The organism is Bradyrhizobium sp. HKCCYLRH3097 (genome assembly GCF_051167875.1).
Classification (GTDB): Bacteria; Pseudomonadota; Alphaproteobacteria; order Rhizobiales; family Xanthobacteraceae; genus Bradyrhizobium.
This window is the reverse complement of record NZ_JBNPTX010000001.1, coordinates 523,667-546,278: the sequence shown is the minus strand read 5'-3', so window position 1 is coordinate 546,278 and position 22,612 is coordinate 523,667. Positions and strand designations below refer to the sequence as shown.

Sequence of the window (22,612 nt, the reverse complement as noted above, 5' to 3'; positions counted from 1 at the left end):
GCGGGGGAGGCGCAGACCGAGCGAGCCTCAACAGCTTGTCTCCTCAGAGGCAGCGCCGCCGCGCACTACACCCGCTTCAAGCTGACAGACACCTTCGGGCCGTTCTTGATGGTCTGATAGACCACGCAATAGCGCTCGGTGAGCTTGAGCAGGAGGTCGAGCTTGTCCTGCGGCGCGTCGGTGTCGACCTCGAAGCGCAGACGGATTTCCTGGAAGCCGACCGGCGCCTCCTTGTCGACGCCGAGCGTGCCGCGGAAATCGAGATCGCCTTCGGCGAACACGTGGCCGCTCTTGAGCGGCACCTCGACGGCGGTCGCGACCGATTTCAAGGTGACGCCGGCGCAGGCCACCAGAGCCTCCAGCAACATGTCGCCGGAGCACAGCTCGAGCCCCGAGCCGCCGGTTCCGGGATGCAGGCCGGCCACCGCCATCGCGCGCCCGGTCTCGAGCTTGCAGGTCAGCCCCTCCTGCCCGACCTCGCCCTTGGCCTTCAAGGTGATCACGGCGGCGGACGGGTCGGCCTTGTAGCGTTCCTTGATCGGCGCCTGCATGGCGCGCAGCTCGGCAGCATCCATTTGTCGTTCTCTCCCGGATTTATTTCAGACGAGATGTACCGGGCCGGGCCGCCAAAGTCACCACCACAGGCCGCCGCCGGGCTCACGCCTGCCCTGCGTGTCCGGCATCGTCCGGTCGAGCGAGCGGTCCAGCGCGGTCAAGACATGCCGCTTGAACTGCTCGAACAAGGGCGCGTTGCGGTCGCGCGGCCGCGACAGATTGATGGTGATCTCCTCGAACAGCCGGCCCGGATGCGGCCGCATCACCAGCACGCGGTCGGCCAGCACCACGGCCTCCTCGACGTCGTGGGTCACGAGCACCAGCGTCGGGCGCGTATCGGCCCAGAGATCGAGCAGATGATCCTGCAGATCCTTGCGGGTGAAGGCATCGAGCGCAGAGAACGGCTCGTCGAGCAGGAGCACCTCCGGCTGCGCCACCAATGCGCGGGCGATCGCGACGCGTTGCGCCTGGCCGCCGGACAGTTCGCGCGGCCAGACCTTGGCCTTGTCGGCGAGGCCCACACGTTGCAGCGCGCGGGCGACACGGTCGCGACGCTCGGCTGCCGGCAGCTCGGACAGGCCGAAGCCAATGTTGTCGGCGACCGTGAGCCACGGCAGCAGCCGCGGCTCCTGGAAGATGATGCCGACCTTGGGATGCGGCGCAATGATCGCCTCGCCGTCGAGCGTCACGGTGCCGGCGCTGGCGCGGTCGAGCCCGGCGATGGTGCGCAACAACGTGGACTTGCCGCAGCCGGAGCCGCCGATGATGGCGATGATCTCGCCGAGCTGGATCCCGGCCGAGAACCGCTCCAGCGCGTGGACACCGTTGGGATAGACCTTGGTGACGGATGCGAGCTGCAGCATCAGGCCGCCCCGCTCTGGCGCGCGAAACTGTCCTGCCAGCGCAACAGCGGCGCGGTTGATATCTCCAGGAGCCAGTCGGTGACCTTGCCGATGATCGCGAAGATGACGATGGCCGCCACGATCTGTGCCGGCTTGCCGAGCTGCTGGCCGTCGATCAGGAGGTAGCCAAGCCCTTCGGAGGCGCCCATGAACTCGGCGGCAACGACGAACATCCACCCCAGGCCGAGGCCGACGCGCAGCGCCACCACATAGGCCGGCAGCACCGCGGGCATCAGGATGCGGCGGATCATGGCCGGTCCGGACAGGCGGAAAACGCGGCCGACCTCGACGATCTTGCGGTCGACCGAAAGAATGGCACCGGTCAGGCCGAGATAGACCGGGAAGAACACGCCGACTGCGATCAGCGCCACCTTGGAGGTCTCGAAGATGCCGAGCCACAAGATGAACAACGGCACCCAGGCGATCGACGGAATCGCACGCAGCGCCTGGATCGTCGGATCGACCAGCCGGCGCGCGAAACCCCAATAGCCGCAGATGCCGCCGAGCAGCGTGCCGGCGGCGACGCCGAGGCCGAAGCCGATGCCGACGCGGGTCAAGGTCATCGTGATGTGGCGGGAGAGTTCGCCGGAGCGGGCGAGCTCGGCGATGGTGGTGAAGACCTTCGAGGGCGGCGGCACCAGCCGGCCGTTGGACCAGCCGGCCCGGACGGCAAGCTCCCAGGCGAGTGCGAGCGACAGCGGCAGCAGCAAGCCGAGCAGCGGGCGCATCAGCCGCGTGAGCCATGGCTGGCTGGCGGTCTGCGGTGTGGCCGCCGCGGCGGGGGCCTGGAGTTCGACGGTCATGGTCATAGTGAGAACAGCGCTCGGGTGCGAATGCAAGGCGTGGGGGCGGATGGCGATGGAGGCCAGGGACGGCGCCCCAAAACTCGCTGTCGTCCCGGCCTTGCGCCGGGACCCATACTCCGCGGCGGTCGTTGTGGAGCGAGATGCCGCTCAAGCGTGGTCAACAACAGGCGTCACGGAGTATGGGTCCCTGTGTCTGGAAAGTCTGCCGGATCTGCGCCCGCCAACGCTATCGCGTTGGCGAGCTTGTCCGGGACGACACCGGTTTTTGATCGCCGGCTCTTGGCATAGGCGATTTGGCGCAGCGGCCTATTGCCCGAGCCGCGCAAGTCCTAATTCGTCGGCAACGGGACCTGGTCGTCGATCAGGGCGTCCAGCGTGGCCTTCACATCCACCTTGGCATCGACGACACCGGCCTGCTGCAGCGCCAGGCCCGCAGCCAGAATCGACTCGCGCTGGGGTGCGCCGATGCGGCTATGGGTCAGCTCGGTGCGCTCCTTGAGCTGCTTGTCGACCACCGTCTCAGGCAGCTTCGTGACGGCGATGAAGGTCTTCTTGAGGTCGTCGTAGTTGGCCAGCGCGTCCTTGCGCGCGACCTCGTAGGTGGCGAGCACGCGGCGGACGATCTCCGGATTATCCTTCAGGAACTGCTCGCGCACGTTCAGGATGCCCCAGGTGTTGGCGTCGGCCTTGCGGTAGAACAGCCTGGCGCCCTCCTCGACCTCGGCCTGCGCCATCATCGGATCGAGCCCGGCCCAGGCGTCGACGTCGCCGCGGATCAGCGCCGCCTTGCCGTCGGCGTGCTGCAGCAATACCGGCGTGATGTCCTTGTCGGTGAGGCCCGCCGACAGCAGCGCGCGCACCAGGAAGATGTGCGGATCGGTGCCGCGGGTCACCGCGACCCGCTTGCCCTTGAGGTCGGCCACGGAGGCAATCTTGGAATCCTTGGCCGTGACCAGCGCGGTCCATTCGGGCCGCGAATAGACGTAGACCGACTTGATCGGGTTGCCGTTGATCCGGGCGACCAGCGCGGCGGAGCCGGCGGTCGAGCCGAAATCGAGCGAGCCGGCGTTGAGGAATTCGAGCGCCTTGTTGGAGCCGGCCGACTGCACCCAGACGATGCTGATGCCGTCCTTGGCGAACTCCTTCTCCAGAAGTCCTTTCTGCTTCAGCACCAGCGACACCGGATTGTAGGTCGCCCAATCCAAGCGGATCTCCTTCACCGGCTCGGCTGCGCGTGCAGCGCCGCATCCCAGTAGAACCACGGCCGCAACCGCAGCAAATCCGCGCCTCGACAATCCACCCATCGTCACCCCTCCAACCCTCAAGAAACATTGCTGTTGTTTCAATGAGTTATGCCAGGGGCGCGCGAGAATTGCTTTTCCTTTCGACGGCGCCGTTCAGAACGATCATCATCCCGTGAGCACCGATGACAGCATGGATCGATTGTTGCATTGGAAGTTTCGTGACAGCACAGGCCTTGTTCGATATCCGGTTGCATCCATGGACAGCGTCGCCCCCCATTCCCACCCTGATAGCCTTTCCGATTTCGACAGCGCCGGCATCGCGGCTGCGGTCGACGCGTTGGCCGCGCAGCATTCGGGACGCGAGGACATGTTCCGCGCCGCCGTGGTGCAATTCCTCAAGGCCGAGCTGGTCAAGGCGCGCGCGGCGGCCCAGGCGCAACTGTTGAAGGACCGCCACGGCCGGCGCTGCGCCGAGCAGCTCTGCTTCGTGCAGGACGAGATCATTCGCATCCTCTACGCCGCCGCCACCCAGCACCTCTATCGCTCGCAGGTGCCGAGCGGCGCCGAGCGCATGGCGGTGGTCGCCACCGGCGGCTATGGCCGCGGCCTGATGGCGCCGGAGTCCGACATCGATCTCCTGTTCATCCTGCCCTACAAGCAGACCGCCTGGGGCGAGCAGGTCGCCGAAGCCATTCTGTACTCGCTGTGGGACATGGGATTGAAGGTCGGCCACGCGACCCGCTCGGTCGACGAGTCGATCCGCCAGGCGCGCGGCGACATGACCATCCGCACCGCCATCCTGGAGACGCGCTATCTCGCGGGCGACCGGCCGCTCTATGACGAGCTGGTCGCGCGCTTCGACACCGAGGTCGTGCAGGGCACCGCAGCCGAGTTCGTCGCCGCCAAGCTCGCCGAGCGCGAGGAGCGGCACCGCCGCGGCGGCCAGTCGCGCTATCTGGTCGAGCCCAACGTCAAGGACGGCAAGGGCGGCCTGCGCGACCTGCACACGCTGTTCTGGATCGCCAAATACGTCTACCGCGTGCGCGAGACCGCCGAATTGGTCGAGCGCGGCGTGTTCGACGCGCATGAATACCGCACCTTCCGGCGCTGCGCGGACTTCCTGTGGTCGGTGCGCTGCAACCTGCATTTCGTCAGCGGCCGTCCGGAAGAACGGCTGTCGTTCGACCTGCAGCGCGAGATCGCGGTGCGGCTGGGCTACACCAGCCATCCCGGCATGCAGGATGTCGAGCGCTTCATGAAGCACTACTTCCTGGTCGCCAAGGAGGTCGGCAATCTCACCGCCATCCTGTGCGCCAAGCTCGAGGACCAGCAGGCCAAGCCGGCGCCGGTGCTGAGCCGGATGATCTCGCGCCTGACCACCGGCGCCACCTGGCGGCGCGTGCCGGAGAGCGACGACTTCATCGTCGACAACAACCGCATCAACCTCGCCGCGCCCGACGTCTTCAAGCACGATCCGGTCAATCTGATCCGCATCTTCCGGCTGGCGCAGAAGCACAACCTCGCCTTCCATCCCGACGCGATGCGCGCGGTCACGCGCTCCTTGAACCTGATCAACACCGAGCTGCGCGACGATCCCGAGGCCAACCGGCTGTTCATGGAGATCCTGACCTCCAACGATGCCGAGGTCGTGCTCCGGCGGATGAACGAGACCGGCGTGCTCGGCCACTTCATTCGCGCCTTCGGCCGCATCGTCTCGATGATGCAGTTCAACATGTATCATCACTACACGGTCGACGAGCACCTGATCCGCTGCATCGGGTTCCTGCAGGAGATCGAGCGCGGCGGCATCGACGAGTTCACCCTGGCCTCCGACCTGATGCGCAAGATCCGGCCCGAGCACCGCGCTGTCATCTACATCACCGTGCTGCTGCACGACGTCGCCAAGGGGCGGCCCGAGGACCATTCCATCGCCGGCGCCAAGATCGCGCGCCGGCTGTGCCCGCGGCTCGGCTTCAACAATGCCGACACCGAACTGGTCGCCTGGCTGATCGAGGAGCATCTGACGATGTCGACGGTGGCGCAGTCGCGCGACCTGTCGGACCGCAAGACGATCGAGAATTTTGCCGCCGTGGTGCAGTCCGTCGAGCAGATGAAGCTGCTGACCATCCTGACCACCGCCGACATCCGCGGAGTCGGCCCCGGCGTCTGGAACGGCTGGAAGGCGCAGCTCCTGCGTACGCTGTATTACGAGACCGAGCCGGTACTGACCGGCGGCTTCTCCGAGGTCAACCGCGCCAAGCGCATCACCGCGGCGCAGGCCGAATTCCGCAACGCCTTCACCGACTGGCCCGAGGACGAGCTCAACACCTATATCGGCCGGCACTATCCGGCCTACTGGCTCAAGGTCGAGCTGCCGCGCAAGATCCGCCATGCCCGCTTCGTGCGATCGAGCGAGGATGCCGGCCACAAGCTCGCGATCAACGTCGGCTTCGATCCGGCGCGCGGCGTGACCGAGCTGACGATCTTCGCGATGGACCATCCCTGGCTGCTGTCGATCATCGCCGGCGCCTGCGCCTCGGCCGGCGCCAACATCGTCGACGCCCAGATCTACACCACGACCGACGGCCGCGCGCTCGACACCATCGCGATCTCCCGCGAATATGAGCGCGACGAGGACGAAGGCCGCCGCGCGACGCGGATCGGCGAGACCATCGAGCAGGTGCTGGAGGGCAAGCTGCGGCTGCCGGACGCCGTGGCGCGGCGGACGACGCGGGGCAAACAGCACAAGGCGTTCTCGGTCGAGCCGGAGGTCACCATCAACAATCAATGGTCGGAGCTCTACACCGTCATCGAGGTCTCCGGCCTCGATCGCCCCGGCCTGCTCTACGAGCTGACCACCGCGATTTCGAAGCTGAATCTCAACATCGCCTCGGCCCATGTCGCCACCTTCGGCGAACGCGCCCGCGACGTGTTCTACGTCACCGACCTGCTGGGCGCGCAGATCAACGCGCCGACCCGGCAGGCCGCGATCAAGAGCGCGCTGCTGCATCTGCTGGCGAACGACGACGCGGCCGCTCAACCGGCGGCATGAGCGACCATCGCGCGGCCCTGAGCCGCTCGGAGCTCGATTTGAACGAGGGGACCGGCACCAGCGCCGGCCCACGCAGGCTTGGGGGAGCCGAACCATGGCATTGATTGCAGGCATCGTCGTCGGGCTGATCGGCCTGCTGCACGTCTACATTCTGGTACTCGAGATGTTTCTCTGGACCAAACCGGCCGGCTTGAGAGCGTTCAACAACACGCCGGAGCGCGCGGAGCAGACCAAGGTGCTCGGCGCCAATCAGGGCCTCTACAACGGCTTCCTCGCCGCCGGCCTGTTCTGGGGCCTGGCGCACCCGACGCCGGCCTTCGCGTTCCAGATCAAGATCTTCTTCCTGCTCTGCGTGCTCGTCGCCGGGCTCTATGGCGCCGCCACCGCCAGCCGCAAGATCCTGTTCATCCAGAGCGTGCCGGCCACGATCGGCCTGGTGCTGGTTTGGCTCGCGGGCTGAGCCGGGCTGTATCTCCATCCTCTGTGTCGTCCCGGACAAGCCGTGACGCGCACAAGCGCGTCGCGGCGCCGATCCGGGGCCCATAATCCCAGGCAGCGTTTTGGGGCAGGATCGCCACTCCGAGCCGTAGCCACACGACGGCCTGTGGCCATGGATCCCGGCTCTGCGCCCGACGTCGCTGCGCGACGCCGGGCTTGGCCGGGACGACACCGAACTTGTTGAGCCAGTTGGGCTCATCATAGCGACATCGACGGAACCGCCGCACCCGTGCTCCCCTCGCCTTGCGTCCGCCCAGCCCTTCCTCCACACTCCCTCCCAGCGATGGCGCCCCGGTCGGGCAGACCAGCCGCATAACAAATCAGGAGGAACGATAGACCCCATGCGACAGGGATATTTCCGTCTTGCAGGGGCGGCCGCTTTGGCCGTCACCCTCTCCGTCACGTCAGCCTCGGCCCAGAAGAAGTACGACCCCGGCGCCTCCGACACCGAGATCAAGATCGGCCAGACAGTGCCGTTCTCGGGTCCCGCCTCGGCCTATGCCTCGATCGGCAAGACCCAGGCCGCCTATTTCAACATGATCAACGAGCAGGGCGGCATCAACGGCCGCAAGATCAAGCTGATCCAGTATGACGACGCCTATTCGCCGCCCAAGGCCGTCGAGCAGGTCCGCAAGCTGGTCGAGGACGACGGAGTTCTGCTGACCTTCCAGATCATCGGCACGCCGTCCAACGCCGCGGTCCAGAAATACCTCAACGCCAAGAAGGTGCCGCAGTTGTTCGCCGCCACCGGCGCCACCAAGTTCACGGACCCCAAGAACTTCCCGTGGACCATGGGGTACAATCCCAACTACTTCACCGAGGGCCGCATCTACGGCCAGTATATTCTGAAGGAGCATCCCAACGCCAAGATCGGCGTGCTCTATCAGAATGACGATCTCGGCAAGGACTACCTGAACGGCATCAAGGCCGGCCTCGGCGACAAGGCGTCGACGATGATCGTGTCCGAAGCCTCCTACGAGGTTTCCGATCCGACCATCGACTCGCAGATCCTGAAGATCAAGTCGGCGGGAGCCGACCTGTTGTTCTCGGCCGCGACGCCGAAACAAGCCGCGCAGGCGATCAAGAAGCTCCATGAGCTCGATTGGCACCCCGTGCACATTGTCGACATCAACGCGACCTCGGTCGGCGCGGTCATGCAGCCTGCGGGCCTCGACGCTGCCAAGGGCGTCATCTCCGTCAACTACGGCAAGGATCCGCTCGACCCGCAGTGGAAGGACGATCCGGGCCTGAAGCGCTATTTCGATTTCATGGCCAAGTATTATCCCGAGGGTGACAAGAACTCGAACTTCAATACCTACGGCTATTCGACCGCGCAGCTCCTGGTCACCGTGCTGCAGATGTGCGGCGACAACCTGACGCACGAGAACGTCATGAAGCAGGCGGCGTCGCTGAAGGATGTAACCGGCGACTTCTCGCTACCGGGAATGAAGATCAACACCTCGCCGACCGACTATCGCGTCAACAAGCAACTGCAGATGATGAAGTTCAACGGCGAGCGCTGGGAGCTGTTCGGCCCGATCCTGGAGGACAAGGGCGCGGCGGGCTAGCTGCACTCGACGTCGTTCCAGGGCGTCGCGACAGCGACGAACCAACCTCGAGATTCCGGGTTCGATGCTGCGCTTCGCCCCGGAATGACGCGGTCAACATCGATGGTACGGGGCTGCGCGATGGCGCGGCCCCGTTCTGCATTGCGGCACGGGTTGCGCCCGTTCGCCGCTGCGTGCGCTCGCCGACGGTCATTCGACCGCATCGCGGGTAACGACGGCTGTTGCGGCAGGATCCGCCGCCGCGTCGAGGGAGTATCAGTCGTTGATGACGTCACCCAGGTCGCGTTGCTTGACGACGCGGTCGATCAAGCCCCACTGCAAGGCTTCGTCCGCGGTCATGAAGTGATCGCGATCCAGGGTGCGCTCGACGTCCTCATAGCTGCGCCCGCAATGCTCGGCGTAGAGCCTGATCATGCGGTGCTTGGTCTGCTCCATCTCCCTCGCGTGAATCAGGATGTCGGACGCCTGGCCCTGAAAGCCACCGAGCGGCTGATGGACGTGAAGGCTTGCATTGGGCAGCGCCGTCCGCTCGCCGGGCTCTCCCGCCATCAGAAGAAACGAGCCCATCGAACGGGCCGTTCCCATGCAGAGCGTGTGCACCGGTGCTTTGACGAATTGCATCGTGTCATACATCGCCAGGCCGCTGGTGATCACGCCACCGGGTGAATTGATGTAGAGATGGATCGGCCGCTTTGGGTTCTCCGCCTCGAGGAAAAGCAGTTGCGCGCAGACCAGGGCGGAGACCGTATCGTTGACCTCGCCGTTGAGGAAGACGATCCGCTCGCGCAGCAGCCGCGAATAGATGTCGAAGGATCGCTCTCCCCGGCTCGACTGCTCGATGACCATAGGGACGAGTTGCATCGTGTCGCGCATGCGCGAACTCCCGGTTTCAGTGAGGTGTCGGTGACTTGGAGGATCAGGCCGCGCGCATCAGGCTGCGCCTGTTGCTGTTCGCCGCCGACGGCGTCCGCCGCATCAGCGTCGTGGCGACCAACCCGTGAATGATTCTGAGCCGGGTGCCGCCCTCGGCATTGGGCATGACCTGGAACGTCACGATGCTCTCCAGGTACGGCGGTTCGTGGTCGCGCATCCGGTAGCGGACTTCTTCGCCGGGCGTCGCGGTGATTGGCGCAGCGTCGGCGAGGTCGCCGCGCGGCAGCCAGTTCTCGCGCAGCGCAGGAATGCTGATGGCACGCCAGACCTTCTCCGGCGGCGCGTCCAGTTCGTAGTCGAGCACCAGATCGTCGCTCTGCAGGTCAGCCTTGATATCGGTCATTGGTCCATGTCCTTCAGCACGGCCTTCAACGCATCGACCCGCGACGGCCAGTAGGCACGGTACTTCGCCAGCCAGCGCGCGATCTGCGCCAAGCCCTCCGGATCGACCTCATAGTTGACGAAGCGACCCTGCCGTTCTTCCCTCACCAATCCCGCGCTTCGGAGAACCGCGAGGTGCTGGGACATCGCCGGCTGGCTGATCGTCAGACCCTCGCGAAGCGCGCTGGCATTCATGCTGCCGTTCGCCAGCTTCTCGAAGATCGCGTATCGCGTCGGATCAGCCAGGGCCCTGAAGATGTCACTCTCGATCATGCCGACACATAAGCATAAACTTATGTGTCGTGCAAGCGGCAACGGAGGCTGAGAACGCGGATGTCTTCGAGCAGAGCGACGCGCCCGGGCGCTTCTGGATCAGCATTCGCTCTCACCCAGCCCACTGCCGCGCTCCCTCCCCCCTTGTGGGGGAGGGTTGGGGAGGGAGTAGCCACGGAGACGGTCGCCCGGAGCGCCCCCTCTCCCTAGCCCTCCCCCACACAGGGGGAGGGAACGTACCTTTTGCTTGGCGACTGGGAACTACCAATCTTGCGGGTGGTAGTCAGACTTACACCGCTGGCACCTCGCCAAAGTTCTTGCCCACCGGCAGCACGGCGTGGCGGATCAGGCGCGAGTCTTCGACCGCCGCCTGGCGATGCTTCACCGCCTCGCGATAGACGGGATCGCGGATCATCTCGACGAAGGCCTGCACGCTCGGATATTCGGCGATGAAACAGTGGTCCCAACGTTCGTCCTGCGGACCGATCAGCATCAGCTCGAAGCGGCCCTGCCAGACGATGCGGCCGCCGAGGCGCTCGAACACCGGGCCGCTCTCGCGGCCATAGGCGGCATAGGCTTCCGCGCCGCTGACCTTGCGTCCATCGGGATAGGCTGCCTCCCTGCGCAGCCGCACCAGGTTCAGCATGTGGATCGGCCCCGGGCGGTCGTTCTCCCGAAACTGCGCGAACACCTCCTTGGTGGGATCGATATGGCCCATGAACTCCCTCGCCTGTTGTTGTTTACCTTGGCTTAACCATAACGCGGCGTTAGCGGCGCGAAACTCCTAATCGCGCGTTAAGGTCTTTCTAACTGCCCCTTAAACTCCGGACGTTACCGTGGTCGGACGGCGGGGTCGCGGGCTCGGGTTGCGTATGGCGCGGGGACGGAAACAGGGCGGCGGACGCAAGGAGCCGCGATTCGGTCTTGCGGCCGCGATGGCCGATCTGCGCCTCGACCCCAAGGATCGCATTCCCTCCGACGACACGCCCAAGAAGTCAGTTGCAAAGACTGCAAAGAAAAGGCCGGTCGAGCCCGACGACGAGGACGATGTGCCGGCGCGCGAGCCGAAGGCCTCGACACCGAAACCAAAGCCGAGACGTGGCAAGTCGCGCTGGGGAATGTCGATCGGGCGCATGTTCTACTGGGCGCTGGTCTGCGGCCTGTGGGGCGTGATCGCGCTGGTCGGCGTCGTGATCTGGGCCGGCGCGCATCTGCCGCCGATCCAATCGCTGGAGATCCCCAAGCGGCCGCCGACGATCGAGATCGTGGGCTATGACGGCACCATGCTGGCGCAGCGCGGCGAGATGGCCGGCGCCAACGTCGCGCTGAAGGATCTGCCGCCCTATCTGCCGAAGGCGTTCATCGCCATCGAGGACCGCCGCTTCTACCAGCATTTCGGCATCGACCCGATCGGCATCGCCCGCGCCGTCGTCGCCAACATCCTGCATCGCGGCGTGTCGCAGGGCGGCTCGACCCTGACGCAGCAGCTCGCCAAGAACCTGTTCCTGACCCAGGAGCGCACGCTGGCGCGTAAGCTGCAGGAGGCGGAGCTGGCGCTGTGGCTGGAGCGCAAATATTCCAAGCGCGAGATCCTCGAGCTGTATCTCAACCGGGTCTATTTCGGCTCCGGCGCCTATGGCGTCGAGGCGGCGGCGCAGCGCTATTTCGGCAAGTCGGCGCGGCAGGTGACGGTGGGCGAAGCGGCGATGCTCGCCGGCCTCGTCAAATCGCCGTCGCGGCTGGCGCCGAACCGCAACCCGGAGGGCGCGGCCAAGCGCGCCCAGACCGTGCTGGCGGCGATGGCGGAGGCCAAGTTCATCACCGAGGCCCAGGCGCAGGCCCAGATCGCGCATCCATCCGTCGCGGTGAAGCCGGCCGGCGCCGGTACCATCAACTACGTCGCCGACTGGATCGGCGAGGTGCTCGACGACCTCGTCGGCCAGGTCGAGGAATCGATCGTGGTGGAGACCACGATCGATCCGAAGCTGCAGAGCGTGGCGGAAGCGGCCATCATCGACGAGCTCGCGGCGAAGAGCGTCAAGTTCAACGTCAGCCAGGGCGCGCTGGTGGCGATGACCCCCGACGGCGCCGTGCGCGCCATGGTCGGCGGTCGCAACTATGCCGACAGCCAGTTCAACCGCGCCGTAACCGCCAAACGCCAGCCCGGCTCGGCGTTCAAGCCGTTCGTCTATCTCACCGCGATCGAGCAGGGCCTGACGCCGGACACGGTCCGCCAGGACGCGCCGCTCGATCTGAAGGGCTGGAAGCCGGAGAACTACACCCGCGAATATTTCGGCCCGGTGACGCTGACCCAGGCGCTGGCGATGTCGCTCAACACGGTCGCGGTGCGCGTCGGCCTCGAGGTCGGACCGAAGAACGTGGTGCGGACCGCACACCGGCTCGGCATCGCCTCCAAGCTCGATCCCAACCCGTCGATCGCGCTCGGCACCTCCGAGGTGTCGATGATCGAGCTGGTCGGCGCCTACGCGCCGTTCTCCAATGGCGGCCTCACCGTCTCGCCGCATGTGGTGACGCGGATCAGGACGCTCGACGGCAAGCTGCTCTACATGCGCCAGACCGAGCAGCCGGTGCAGGTGATCGAGCCGCGCAACGCTGCGATGATGAATCAGATGATGCAGGAGACGCTGATCTCCGGCACCGCGAAGAAGGCGGAGATCCCGGGCTGGATCGCTGCCGGCAAGACCGGCACCAGCCAGGATTTCCGCGACGCCTGGTTCATCGGCTACACCGCGCATCTCGTCACCGGCGTCTGGCTCGGCAATGACGACAACTCGCCGACCAAGAAGGCGACCGGCGGCGGCCTGCCCGTCGAGGTCTGGACCCGCTTCATGCGATCAGCGCATCAGGGCGTGCCGGTCGCGGCGCTGCCGAACGCGCAGGGCTCGGGCCTGGTCCCGACCCTGGCGCAGATCGCCTCGCAGATCACGGCGCCATCCGCGCCGGCACCGAGCGCACGCTCGGCGCCGCCGAGCCGCGGCAACGCGCGGCCGGAAGCCGCCGCGGGTCTCGACGGCTGGCTGGTGGATCGATTGTTCGGTGGAAAGCGCTGAGCCGGCGAAGATGAGGTGAGAGGCGCATCCGCGAGGGGATGCACCCTTCTCAGCTGGCGGCTGCGGCGATGGGACGCGCTGCCGGCTCGGCGGTTGCCGCGCCGGACGCTCGGGCCAGTTTGCGCCCGATCTGCCGCAGCATCAGGCTCGCCCGCAGCGCGCTGTAGTCCAGCAGCCAGCGGCTGAAGGCGCTGGCGGCCATCGGCCGCGCGAACAGGAAGCCCTGCATTGCATCGCAACCGAGCTCGGCCAGCAGCTTGCGCTGCGGCTCGGTCTCGACACCTTCGGCGACCACAGCCACGTCGAGGCTCTGGCCGACGCGCACGACCGCGGTCACGATCGCCCGCGTGCCGCTGTCGTTCTCGAAATCGCGCATGAAGCTGCGATCGATCTTCAGCTCGTCGATCGGCAGCTGGGCCAGTCGGCTCAGGCTCGAATAGCCGGTGCCGAAATCGTCCAGCGACAGGCCGACGCCCATGTTGCGCAGTTCGTTCATGGTCGCGATCACGGTGGCGCGCTCGTTGAGGATGACGCCCTCGGTGATCTCCAGCATCAGCATCTTCGCCGGCAGGTCGTTGGCGGCCAGGATCTGCGCCACCATCGCCGCCAGGTTGACGTTCTGGAAGTTGATCGGCGACAGGTTCACCGAGATGCAGGGGATGTCGAGACCGGCGCGGCGCCACGACGCCATCTGCTGGCAGGCCAGCTTGATCGACCACACGCCGATCTGCTCGATCAGGCCGCATTCCTCGGCGAGCGGAATGAACTTGGCGGGCGAGACCTCGCCGAGCACCGGATCGTGCCAGCGCGCCAGCGCTTCCACGCCGTGGATCGCGCCGTCGCGGGTGCGGATCTGCGGCTGATAGTGCAATGTCAGGGCCTCGCTGGCGATCGCCTCGCGCAGCGCGGTCGAATGCATCAGCCGTTCTTCGGCGAGCTTGTCGATGTCGGCGCTGAAGAAGCGGTAGGTCGCCCGGCCGCCGCGCTTGGCCTTGTACATCGCCGCGTCGGCCTGCTTGATCAGGGTCTCGATGTCCTTGGCATTATCAGGATAGAGGCTGAGCCCCATGCTCGCCGACATCGGCACTTGGCGCTTGCCGATCGTCAGCGGCATCGCCAGCGCGGCGGTGATGCGCGCCGCCGCGAGCGAGGCTTCCAGGGCATCGCGGTTCTGCAGCACGATCACGAACTCGTCGCCGCCGAGCCGGCCCAGCATGTCGCCGGGGCGGATCTGCGCTCGCAGGCGGTTGGCGAAGCCGACCAGGAACTCGTCGCCGGCGGCATGGCCCAGCGTGTCGTTGACGTCCTTGAAATTGTCGGCGTCGAGGAAGGCCACGGCGACGTGTCCGCCGTCCGGACACGCCTTGATGGCTTCGGCGATCAGCGACGGGATGCGGGCCCGGTTCGGCAGGCCCGTCAGCATGTCGTGATAGGCGACCTGTGAGATCGTCGAGCGGACCTCCTGGCGCTCGATGGCGAGCGCACCGAGCTGGACGCAGGCGGCGACGATCTGCTCGTGCCAGGGACTGGGGCCGCGGCATTCACGGAAGTAGAAGGCAAAGGTGCCGATGACGCGGCCATCCTTACCCTTGATGGGCGACGACCAGCAGGCACGCAGGCCGGCGGCGAGCGGGCCGGCCTTGTAGGGTTGCCAACGCGGATCATTATCGATGTCGTGCGACAGCACCGGCTCGCAGAGATAGGCGGCGGTGCCGCAGGAGCCGACGTCCGGCCCGATCGCGACGCCGTCGAGGCTGGCCGAATAAGCGGGCGGCAGGCTGGGGCCGCCGAGCGGATGTACGTGCCCATCGGAATCGACGTGCAGGATCGAGCAGACGGCGTCCGGAGCGAGCTCTTCGACCCGGCGGCACAGCTGATCGGCGATGGTCGTGATCGAAACGTCGGACGCCAGCGACGCCATGATCAACTGCTGCAGCGAGCGCAACTGCTTGGTCTCCCGGATGTCCGTGAGCAGCCCGAACAGATATCTGACCTTGCCCCGCTTGGTCCGGTGCGCCTTGACATAGGCGGTCGTCCAGATCTCGCGGCCGTCCTTGTCGTAGACCAGCACGTCCTCTTCGATGCCACGGTCGTCCTCGAGGCATTGTCTCAGCCGGTCGACGATGGCGGGATCGGTGCAGGGGCCGATCAGCAGCTCCTCGGCGCGGCGCCCGATCGCCTGTTCAGGCGTGTAGCCGAACAGGCTGGCAAAGGCGGCGTTGGTGTAGAGGATGTTGAGATCGCGGTCGGTGACGATGACGGCCCGGTTGGTCCGGTCGGCGACCGACGTCAGCAGCGCATTGCGCTCGCGCATGTCGACTTCGGTGGTCACGTCACGAATGAACAGCAGCGAACGGACCGGCTCATCCTCCCGGCCCGGCGGGAGCGCGCACAGCGACAGGCGGAGGCGGGTCCGCCCGCCGTCGGCATGGCGCATCGTCGTTTCGCGGGCGTCGGACTGGTCCGCCTCGTGCTGCGCGTCGGTCGTCTCGTCGCACGCGATCGCCGGGATCAGATCCGCGGGCAGACCCAGACTTTCGAGGTCGGCGCCGACCAGAGCGGCCGGCTCGCGCCGCAGCAGCACCGACGCCGCCCGATTGGCGTGCTGGACGTGGCCCTGCGCGTCGAGAAAGAGAATCGCCTCGGAAACACCGTCGAGCGCGGCCGAGAGCAATTGTGTGGATGCGGCCGGTTGGAACTCGCTTGCAAGCATCGTTCGATTCGAGGCGCGCTGCACGTTTCGAGAGAAACGATCTGCGCTTTGGTTGCAGCGAACGACCCGGCAGCTCGCTGGGACGTCACCTTGGGTTTGATTGCGGTAAATCTGGCGAGCGCAGCGTTACAGCCACGTTAAAGCGCCGCCGAATTGGGCAATATCCTCCGACTGCAGGCGAGAAGGCTTAAGAATTCGATAGTCCGCAGGCGGGTTCTGAGTTCATCATTGCAGATTGGAACCCGACGAAGAAATGGCCCGGACCAGAAGGCGGGGCCATTGGGATTCACATCGTCGAGCGGTCCGTCGTCGATACCTCAATCGTCGATGCCGTAGCGATGCAGGTCGTTGCCGCAGGTGTCGAGCCACTTCTTGGCGCGCTCGACCGAGGCGCAGATCCGGCCACACACCTTCCAGAACCGCGGCGAGTGGTTCATCTCGATCAGATGCGCGACCTCGTGCGCCGCGAGATAATCGAGCACGAAGGGCGGCGCCAGGATCAGGCGCCACGAGAACGACAGCGAGCCGGCCGAGGTGCACGAGCCCCAGCGGCTGGACTGGTCGCGGATCGACAGCCGCTTGACCTTGACGCCAAGCTGCTCGGCATAGGCGTCGGCCGCCTTCTGCAGGTCACGGCGCACCTCGCGCTTCAGGAAGTCGAGCACGCGGCGTTCAGTGTGCTCGATCCCGCCGGCCACGCACAGGATCTTCTCGCCACTGTCTCGCGTCTCGGTCCACACCGTGCCGCGTTCGCCCGCGCGATGCACGATCTTGTGCGGCACGCCGCGAAGCGGCACCAACGTGCCCGGCAGGAACGGCGCCGCCTTCGGCAGACGTCCTAGACGGGCTGCGATCCAGGCGCCGTGACGCTGCGCGAAGTCTTTCGCCTCGATGATGGTGCCGCGCGGCGGCATCGTGAGGATCGCCTCGCGATCCGACGGATGAATTCTCAGGGTATAACGTCGCGCACGACGGTGACGCCGCAATCTAATCGAGTAGATTTGCGAGCCATGCTTGACGAGAAGACGCGAGGGTTCGGCGGGCCGCCGATAGAGTAGCGCGCGAGTGGCCATTTCTGTCAGTCCGGGGGGTAAGAGCTCGCCCGGATTTTGCCATATCCACCGCCAGGGAAAGCGCTCGGCGCAAAAACAAATCATTTGCCCAACATACAGGGGTTCAGAAGGTTCCGCACCCTAGCAGTTGGGCCTCGCGCGCCCCCGAAAACATGAATTCAGATTCAAAAGCATCGCTCAAGAAGCGACGCCACATTCACTGCTTGAGTCACTCCTGAGTTTCGGTTTCGACCGTCCCTTCAAAGGGTTACCGCGCAGCCGGATTCGGATGCGCGGTGACCATCGTCTTCGCTCATTCAGCCGCAATGGCGAGCAGCGACTTCGGATCGGCTGCCGACAACATGAAATCGTTGATGCGCGGCACGATCTCCGACTTGAATCGCGAGCCGTTGAACACGCCGTAGTGACCGACACCCGGTTGCACGTAGTGAACCCGGCGGTGATCCGGGATCGACGAGCAGAGTCCGTGCGTCGCCTCGGTCTGACCGAGACCGGAGATATCGTCCTTCTCGCCTTCGACCGTCATCAACGCCACACGCGTAACCTTCGACGGATCGACCAGGGTGCCGCGATGGGTCATCTCGCCCTTCGGCAGCGCGTGCTTGATGAACACCGTCTCCACCGTCTGCAAATAATATTCCGCAGCCAGGTCCATGACGGCGAGATACTCGTCGTAGAAGTCGCGATGCTTGTCGACCTGATCGCCATCGCCCTTCACCAGGTTGGCGAACAGCGCCTTGTGGGCGTCGACATGGCGGTCGAGATTCATGCTGATGAAGCCGTTCAGCTGCAGGAAGCCCGGATAGACGTCGCGCATCACGCCCGGATGCGGGAACGGCACCTTGGTGATGACGTGGTTGCGGAACCAGTCGATGCCGCGCTCCTGGGCGAGATTGTTCACGCCGGTGGGGTTGCGCCTGGTGTCGATGGGGCCGCCCATCAAGGTCATCGAGATCGGCGCAAACGGGTCACGCTCGGCCTCCATGACAGACACCGCCGCCAGCACCGGCACCGCCGGCTGGCACACCGCCATGACGTGCATGTTGGTGCCGAGGAAGCGCAGCATGTCGATGACATAGTCGATGTAGTCGTCGAGATCGAAGCGGCCTTCGGCCAGCGGGACCATCCGCGCGTCAGACCAGTCGGTGATGTAGACCTCGTGGGTCGGCAGGAACGCTTCCACCGTGCCGCGCAACAGGGTCGCGTAATGGCCGGACATCGGCGCCACAATCAGCAGCCGGGGCTGGGGGCTGCGCAGCGGGCGGGTCAGCTTGCGGTCGAAATAGAGCAGCCGGCAGAACGGCTTTTCCCAGATCGAGCGGACCTCGACGGGGGTCCGGATGCCGTTGACCTCGGTCTCGTCGAGGCCCCATTCGGGCTTGCCGTAGCGGCGCGTGGTGCGCTCGAACAGCTCGCAGGCCGCCGCGACCGATTTGCCCATCTGGGTGTGGGCCCAGGGATTGAGCGGGTTCTGAAACAGGATCTTGGTGGCGTCGGTGACAGCGCGCGCCGGATTGAGCGAGGCGTGCGCCATTTCGTACATCCAGTACATCGGCGTCGTCAGGACCGGACTGCCTTCCGACGCCAGGGGCGGTGCACCGCCAAACTCACCTATCGGCATTCTCGTTCAACCTCTCTGCAGCGCAGCATACTGCCGAATGCGCAATTATGCGTCAATGCGGTGGTGTACGAGAAGGTGCCTCAAAGCGACGAAAAAGCCCGGAAATCCACGGGAAAAGCGTAATTATTCCCCTGCCGCCAGCAGCGAGCCGGCGCGGCGTGCGCTGCGCAAGAGAGCAATGAATGCCGCAAACGACGCCAGCAGCAGGGCGGCATTGAGCCCGAGCGCGGTCAGCATCAGGTCGGACCGGAAGACGTGATCCGCCAGCAGCGCGCGCATGCCCTCGAACACGTAGGTCGGCGGCAGGGACCAGGCAACCAGTTGCAGCCAGTGCGGCAGCACCTGAACGGGATAGTACACGCAGGCCAGCGGCATCAGCGCGAACATCAGTGTCCAGACGATGCTTTCGGCGCCGAGCCCGTTGCGCAGCACCAGCCCCGACACGAAGATGCCGACCGCCCAGGAGGTGAAGATCAGGTTGCAGAAGAAGGCGATCAGCGGCAGGCCGATGCTGTAGAAGTTGAAGTCGAAGAACCAGACCGCGATAAGGGTCATCGGAATGATGCCGATGGCCAGCCGGATCAGGCTCATCGTCATCAGCGCCAGCAGGAATTCGATCGGGGTCAGCGGACTCATCATCAGGTTGCCGATGTTGCGCGCCCACATCTCCTCCAGGAAGGAGATCGAGAAGCCGAGCTGTCCGCGGAACAGGATGTCCCACAGGATCACCGCGCCGATCAGGGTGCCGCCGGCGCGGGCGAAGAAGCCGGCATTGGCGGCGATGTAGGTCTGCAGAAACCCCCAGGTGATGATCTGCAAGGTCGGCCAGTACATCAGCTCCAGCAGCCGCGGCCAGGACGACAGCAGCAGATACCAGTAGCGCAGGATCATCGCGCCGATCCGGTGCGGGGCGATGCGGAGCGAAAGATCGTTCATTGCGCCGCCTCCCGGTCGCGGCCGCGGGCGACGTCGAGAAAGACCTCCTCGAGCGTCGAGCGGTTGTAGCGCGCCATGATCTGCGCCGGGCTGTCGTCGTCCTCGATGCGGCCGCGCTTCATGATGATGACGCGGTCGCATAGACGCTCGACCTCGAGCATGTTGTGGGAGGCGAGCAGGATGGTGGCGCCGCGGCGCTGTCGGTATCGCTCAAGATGGCCGCGCACCCAGTCGGCGGTGTCGGGATCGAGCGAGGCCGTCGGCTCATCCAGCAGCAGCAGCTCGGGATCGTTGATCAGCGCCTTCGCCAGCGCCACGCGGGTCTTCTGCCCGGCCGAGAGCTTGCCATTGGCGCGATCGATGAAGTCGCTCAGGTCGAGCTGCGCCGCGAGCTCGGCGATCCGCTCCTTGAGGTGGTCCACCGCATAGAGTCGGCCGAAGATGGTGAGGTTCTGCCGCACCGTGAGCCGCATCGGCATGTCGACATAGGGGCTCTCGAAATTCATCCGCCCCAGCACGGCCGCAGCCTCGTCCGGCATCCTGTGGCCGAGCACGGCGACCTCGCCCGAGGTCGGCTGCACCAGCCCCATGATCATCGCAATCGTCGTGGTCTTGCCGGCACCGTTGCCGCCGAGCAGCCCGGTGATGCTGCCCCGGCGGATCGCAAACGAGACGCCGTCGACAGCGGTCGTCGTCTTGTAGACCTTGGTCAGCCGCGACACGGCAATCGCGGGGGAAACCGAGCTGGAATCGGATGAGAGGGTCGGCACTGCGTCATCTTGCGTCATGGGAGGGGTTCATTGAGGCATTGTGCCGCAAACCGCAACAGGCCACCAACGGCGGGCCAGATTTGTCGCCGTGCTTGCGCGGCATTAGGTTCCCGTCATGACCGACGACGCCCTGATCATCGACACGCCCGACACCGACTATCGCCATCCGCGACAGCGCGTCCGGCTCGACACCATCCTGCGGCTGCGCTGGCTGGCCGCGCTCGGTCAATTGAGCGCGATCTTCATCGTGGTGCAGGGCCTGGAGTTCGACCTGCCAGTGGTGCCCTGTCTCGCGGTGATCAGCATCTCGGCGCTGCTCAATCTCGGCCTGCAGATCGCCTTCAACCCGATGCAGTTGCTGGAGCCGGCCCACGCCGGCGGCCTGCTCGCGCTCAACATCATCGAGCTGACGGTGCTGCTCTATCTCACCGGCGGGCTGGAGAATCCCTTCTCCTACATGTTCCTCGCCCCGGTGCTGATCTCGGCGACCGCCCTCCCCGTCCGCCTGACGATCATGCTCGGCCTGCTCGCCGTCACCTGCGCCACCGCCTTGTTCTTCATGCATCTGCCGCTGCCGTGGGAAGGCGAGGAGCCGCTGATCTTCCCGCCGATCTATCTGTTCGGTGTCTGGCTCTCGATCGCGCTCGCGATCGGGGTCACCAGCCTCTATGCGTTCCAGGTGACCGAGGAGGCGCGCAAGCTGTCGGACGCGTTGGCGGCGACCGAGCTGGTGCTGGCGCGCGAGCAGCACCTCACCCAGCTCGACGGCCTCGCGGCGGCCGCCGCGCACGAGCTGGGCACCCCGCTCGCGACCATCGTGCTGATCTCGCGCGAGTTGGAGCGCGCCCTGCAGGACAACAGCCAGGTCACCTCCGACATCAAGACCCTGCGCGAGCAGGCGCAGCGCTGCCGCGACATTCTCGGCAAGATCACCCAGCTGTCCTCGATCGGGTCGATGTACGACCGGATGAAGCTGTCGACCTTGATCGAGGAGACGGTCGCACCGCATCGCGACTTTGGCGTCGACATCAAGGTGCGCGTCGCGGTCACCGCGGCCAAGGAGCCGGTCGGCTCGCGCAACCCCGCAATCCTCTATGGCGTCGGCAACATCCTGGAGAACGCCGTCGATTTCGCGCGCAACGCCGTCGAGGTGAACGCCTGGTGGAACAACGAGACGGTCGAGATCGTGGTGTCCGACGACGGCCCCGGCTTTGCGCCTGATATCCTGAAGCGGATCGGCGAGCCCTATCTGTCACGCCGGCCCAGCGTCGAGGACGGCCCGGGAGGTAACCAGGGCGGCGGCCTCGGGCTCGGCGTGTTCATCGCCCGCACCCTGCTGGAGCGGACCGGAGCCAAGGTCTCGTTCAGCAACCGCACCTTCCCCGACCATGGCGCCGTGGTCCAGATCGTCTGGCCGCGGCGGCGCTTCGAGGCCAGCGAGGACGATGATGGCGAGGCGGAGCCGGAATGAAACCTCCGGGGCAGCCGCCGCTGGCGCGGTCCTGGCATACAGCAAACCGGCCCCGCGCGGCGTCACGCCGCAGACTGCGGCAACCCGCGATCTTGGCAGCGGCGACTCGGCAGACCATATGAGGATGGACCAGATCGTCTCGCAACCATCGAGCCTTCTTCTCAAGGATATGACCGTGGGCGCCATCGCCGAACTGACGAACCATCCGGACCGCTCTCTCCTCATCGTGGAGGACGACAAGCCGTTCCTGGAGCGCCTGTCGCGCGCCATGGAGACCCGCGGTTTCACGGTGACCTCCTGCGAGAGCGTCGCCGAAGGTATTTCACAGATCGGCAAGGCGGCGCCGGCCTTCGCCGTGGTCGACCTCCGGCTGGGCGACGGCAACGGCCTCGACGTGGTGTCGGCGCTGAAGCGCAAGCGTCCCGAAGCGCGCGCCATCGTGCTGACCGGCTACGGCAACATCGCCACCGCCGTGACGGCGGTGAAGATGGGCGCCGTCGACTATCTCGCCAAACCGGCCGATGCCGATGACGTCGTTGCAGCGCTGCTGTCGACCACCAGCGAAAAATCCGAGCTGCCGCAGAATCCGATGTCGGCCGACCGTGTCCGCTGGGAGCATATCCAGCGCATCTATGAGATGTGCAACCGTAACGTCTCGGAAACGGCGCGCCGGCTCAACATGCACCGCCGCACCCTGCAGCGCATCCTCGCCAAGCGCGCACCGAAATAGGCGGATTTTTTGTTC

The 22,612-nt window shown here is 65.8% G+C and carries 19 protein-coding genes; 6 read left to right on the top strand and 13 right to left on the bottom strand.

Annotation, left to right across the window (positions count from 1 at the left end; translation table 11 throughout):
• Positions 1–65 precede the first annotated feature (65 nt).
• From ACQR0U_RS02490 to ACQR0U_RS02475, 4 genes are all read right to left on the bottom strand, one after another.
• Positions 66–575 carry an OsmC family protein gene (locus tag ACQR0U_RS02490; RefSeq protein ID WP_315715155.1) on the bottom strand — a complete coding sequence of 170 codons (510 nt, stop codon included), beginning with the start codon at positions 573–575 and terminating at the stop codon, positions 66–68.
• A 57-nt stretch (positions 576–632) separates the two neighbouring features.
• Entirely contained in the window at positions 633–1,418 is a 786-nt protein-coding gene (locus ACQR0U_RS02485; protein ID WP_315715154.1) for an ABC transporter ATP-binding protein, read from the bottom strand.
• Positions 1,418–2,266: an ABC transporter permease gene (locus ACQR0U_RS02480; RefSeq protein WP_315751905.1), complete on the bottom strand. Its 849-nt coding sequence runs from the start codon at positions 2,264–2,266 to the stop codon at positions 1,418–1,420. Before ACQR0U_RS02480 ends, ACQR0U_RS02485 begins: the two co-directional genes overlap by 1 nt.
• 326 nt (positions 2,267–2,592) lie before the next feature.
• Entirely contained in the window at positions 2,593–3,567 is a 975-nt protein-coding gene (locus ACQR0U_RS02475) for an aliphatic sulfonate ABC transporter substrate-binding protein (RefSeq protein WP_315751904.1), read from the bottom strand.
• A 196-nt stretch (positions 3,568–3,763) separates the two neighbouring features.
• Here ACQR0U_RS02475 and ACQR0U_RS02470 point away from each other — a divergent pair, with 196 nt between their 5' ends.
• The 3 genes from ACQR0U_RS02470 (at position 3,764) to ACQR0U_RS02460 (ending at position 8,625) form a co-directional block, all read left to right on the top strand.
• A complete protein-coding gene (locus ACQR0U_RS02470; RefSeq protein ID WP_315715151.1) occupies positions 3,764–6,559 on the top strand; it encodes a [protein-PII] uridylyltransferase in 2,796 nt (931 codons plus the stop codon).
• A 94-nt stretch (positions 6,560–6,653) separates the two neighbouring features.
• Complete coding sequence (locus ACQR0U_RS02465; RefSeq protein ID WP_315825557.1) at positions 6,654–7,019, top strand: DUF1304 domain-containing protein; 366 nt, start codon at positions 6,654–6,656, stop codon at positions 7,017–7,019.
• Between the two features lie 379 nt (positions 7,020–7,398).
• Positions 7,399–8,625 (top strand): ABC transporter substrate-binding protein, encoded by a 1,227-nt coding sequence (locus ACQR0U_RS02460; RefSeq protein WP_315715149.1) that lies wholly within the window; start codon positions 7,399–7,401, stop codon positions 8,623–8,625.
• Between the two features lie 255 nt (positions 8,626–8,880).
• Here ACQR0U_RS02460 and ACQR0U_RS02455 read toward each other — a convergent pair whose 3' ends face one another.
• From ACQR0U_RS02455 to ACQR0U_RS02440, 4 genes are all read right to left on the bottom strand, one after another.
• Positions 8,881–9,498 (bottom strand): ATP-dependent Clp protease proteolytic subunit, encoded by a 618-nt coding sequence (locus ACQR0U_RS02455; protein WP_315715148.1) that lies wholly within the window; start codon positions 9,496–9,498, stop codon positions 8,881–8,883.
• 43 nt (positions 9,499–9,541) lie between these two features.
• Positions 9,542–9,901, bottom strand: coding sequence for an SRPBCC family protein (locus ACQR0U_RS02450; protein ID WP_434842555.1), 360 nt, complete (start codon positions 9,899–9,901; stop codon positions 9,542–9,544).
• A complete protein-coding gene (locus ACQR0U_RS02445) occupies positions 9,898–10,212 on the bottom strand; it encodes an ArsR/SmtB family transcription factor (RefSeq protein WP_315715146.1) in 315 nt (104 codons plus the stop codon). Before ACQR0U_RS02445 ends, ACQR0U_RS02450 begins: the two co-directional genes overlap by 4 nt.
• A gap of 289 nt (positions 10,213–10,501) precedes the next feature.
• The gene (locus ACQR0U_RS02440; protein WP_315715145.1) at positions 10,502–10,930 is read right to left on the bottom strand and encodes a DUF1330 domain-containing protein; all 429 of its coding nucleotides are present in this window, start codon (positions 10,928–10,930) and stop codon (positions 10,502–10,504) included.
• A 154-nt stretch (positions 10,931–11,084) separates the two neighbouring features.
• Between ACQR0U_RS02440 and ACQR0U_RS02435 the strand changes: the two genes are divergently transcribed.
• Positions 11,085–13,283, top strand: a complete 2,199-nt coding sequence (locus ACQR0U_RS02435; RefSeq protein WP_315751901.1) for a transglycosylase domain-containing protein — start codon at positions 11,085–11,087, stop codon at positions 13,281–13,283.
• A 49-nt stretch (positions 13,284–13,332) separates the two neighbouring features.
• Here the strand turns inward: ACQR0U_RS02435 and ACQR0U_RS02430 are convergent, their stop codons facing one another.
• The 5 genes from ACQR0U_RS02430 to ACQR0U_RS02410 all read right to left on the bottom strand — a co-directional run bounded on the left by ACQR0U_RS02430 (position 13,333) and on the right by ACQR0U_RS02410 (position 20,414).
• Complete coding sequence (locus ACQR0U_RS02430) at positions 13,333–15,996, bottom strand: EAL domain-containing protein (RefSeq protein ID WP_316171016.1); 2,664 nt, start codon at positions 15,994–15,996, stop codon at positions 13,333–13,335.
• A gap of 317 nt (positions 15,997–16,313) precedes the next feature.
• On the bottom strand, positions 16,314–17,153 hold the full coding sequence (locus ACQR0U_RS02425) for a M48 family metallopeptidase (RefSeq protein ID WP_434842554.1): 840 nt from the start codon (positions 17,151–17,153) through the stop codon (positions 16,314–16,316).
• Positions 17,154–17,361: 208 nt separating this feature from the next.
• A complete protein-coding gene (locus ACQR0U_RS02420; protein WP_434842553.1) occupies positions 17,362–18,690 on the bottom strand; it encodes a polyhydroxyalkanoate depolymerase in 1,329 nt (442 codons plus the stop codon).
• A 123-nt stretch (positions 18,691–18,813) separates the two neighbouring features.
• A complete protein-coding gene (locus ACQR0U_RS02415; RefSeq protein WP_315715140.1) occupies positions 18,814–19,626 on the bottom strand; it encodes an ABC transporter permease in 813 nt (270 codons plus the stop codon).
• Positions 19,623–20,414 carry an ABC transporter ATP-binding protein gene (locus tag ACQR0U_RS02410; protein WP_316171018.1) on the bottom strand — a complete coding sequence of 264 codons (792 nt, stop codon included), beginning with the start codon at positions 20,412–20,414 and terminating at the stop codon, positions 19,623–19,625. The genes ACQR0U_RS02415 and ACQR0U_RS02410 overlap by 4 nt, the downstream gene beginning before the upstream one ends.
• A 97-nt stretch (positions 20,415–20,511) precedes the next feature.
• Here ACQR0U_RS02410 and ACQR0U_RS02405 point away from each other — a divergent pair, with 97 nt between their 5' ends.
• The gene (locus ACQR0U_RS02405) at positions 20,512–21,867 is read left to right on the top strand and encodes an ActS/PrrB/RegB family redox-sensitive histidine kinase (RefSeq protein WP_315751897.1); all 1,356 of its coding nucleotides are present in this window, start codon (positions 20,512–20,514) and stop codon (positions 21,865–21,867) included.
• Positions 21,868–22,042: 175 nt separating this feature from the next.
• Entirely contained in the window at positions 22,043–22,597 is a 555-nt protein-coding gene (locus ACQR0U_RS02400) for an ActR/PrrA/RegA family redox response regulator transcription factor (RefSeq protein WP_315715137.1), read from the top strand.
• Positions 22,598–22,612 lie beyond the last annotated feature (15 nt).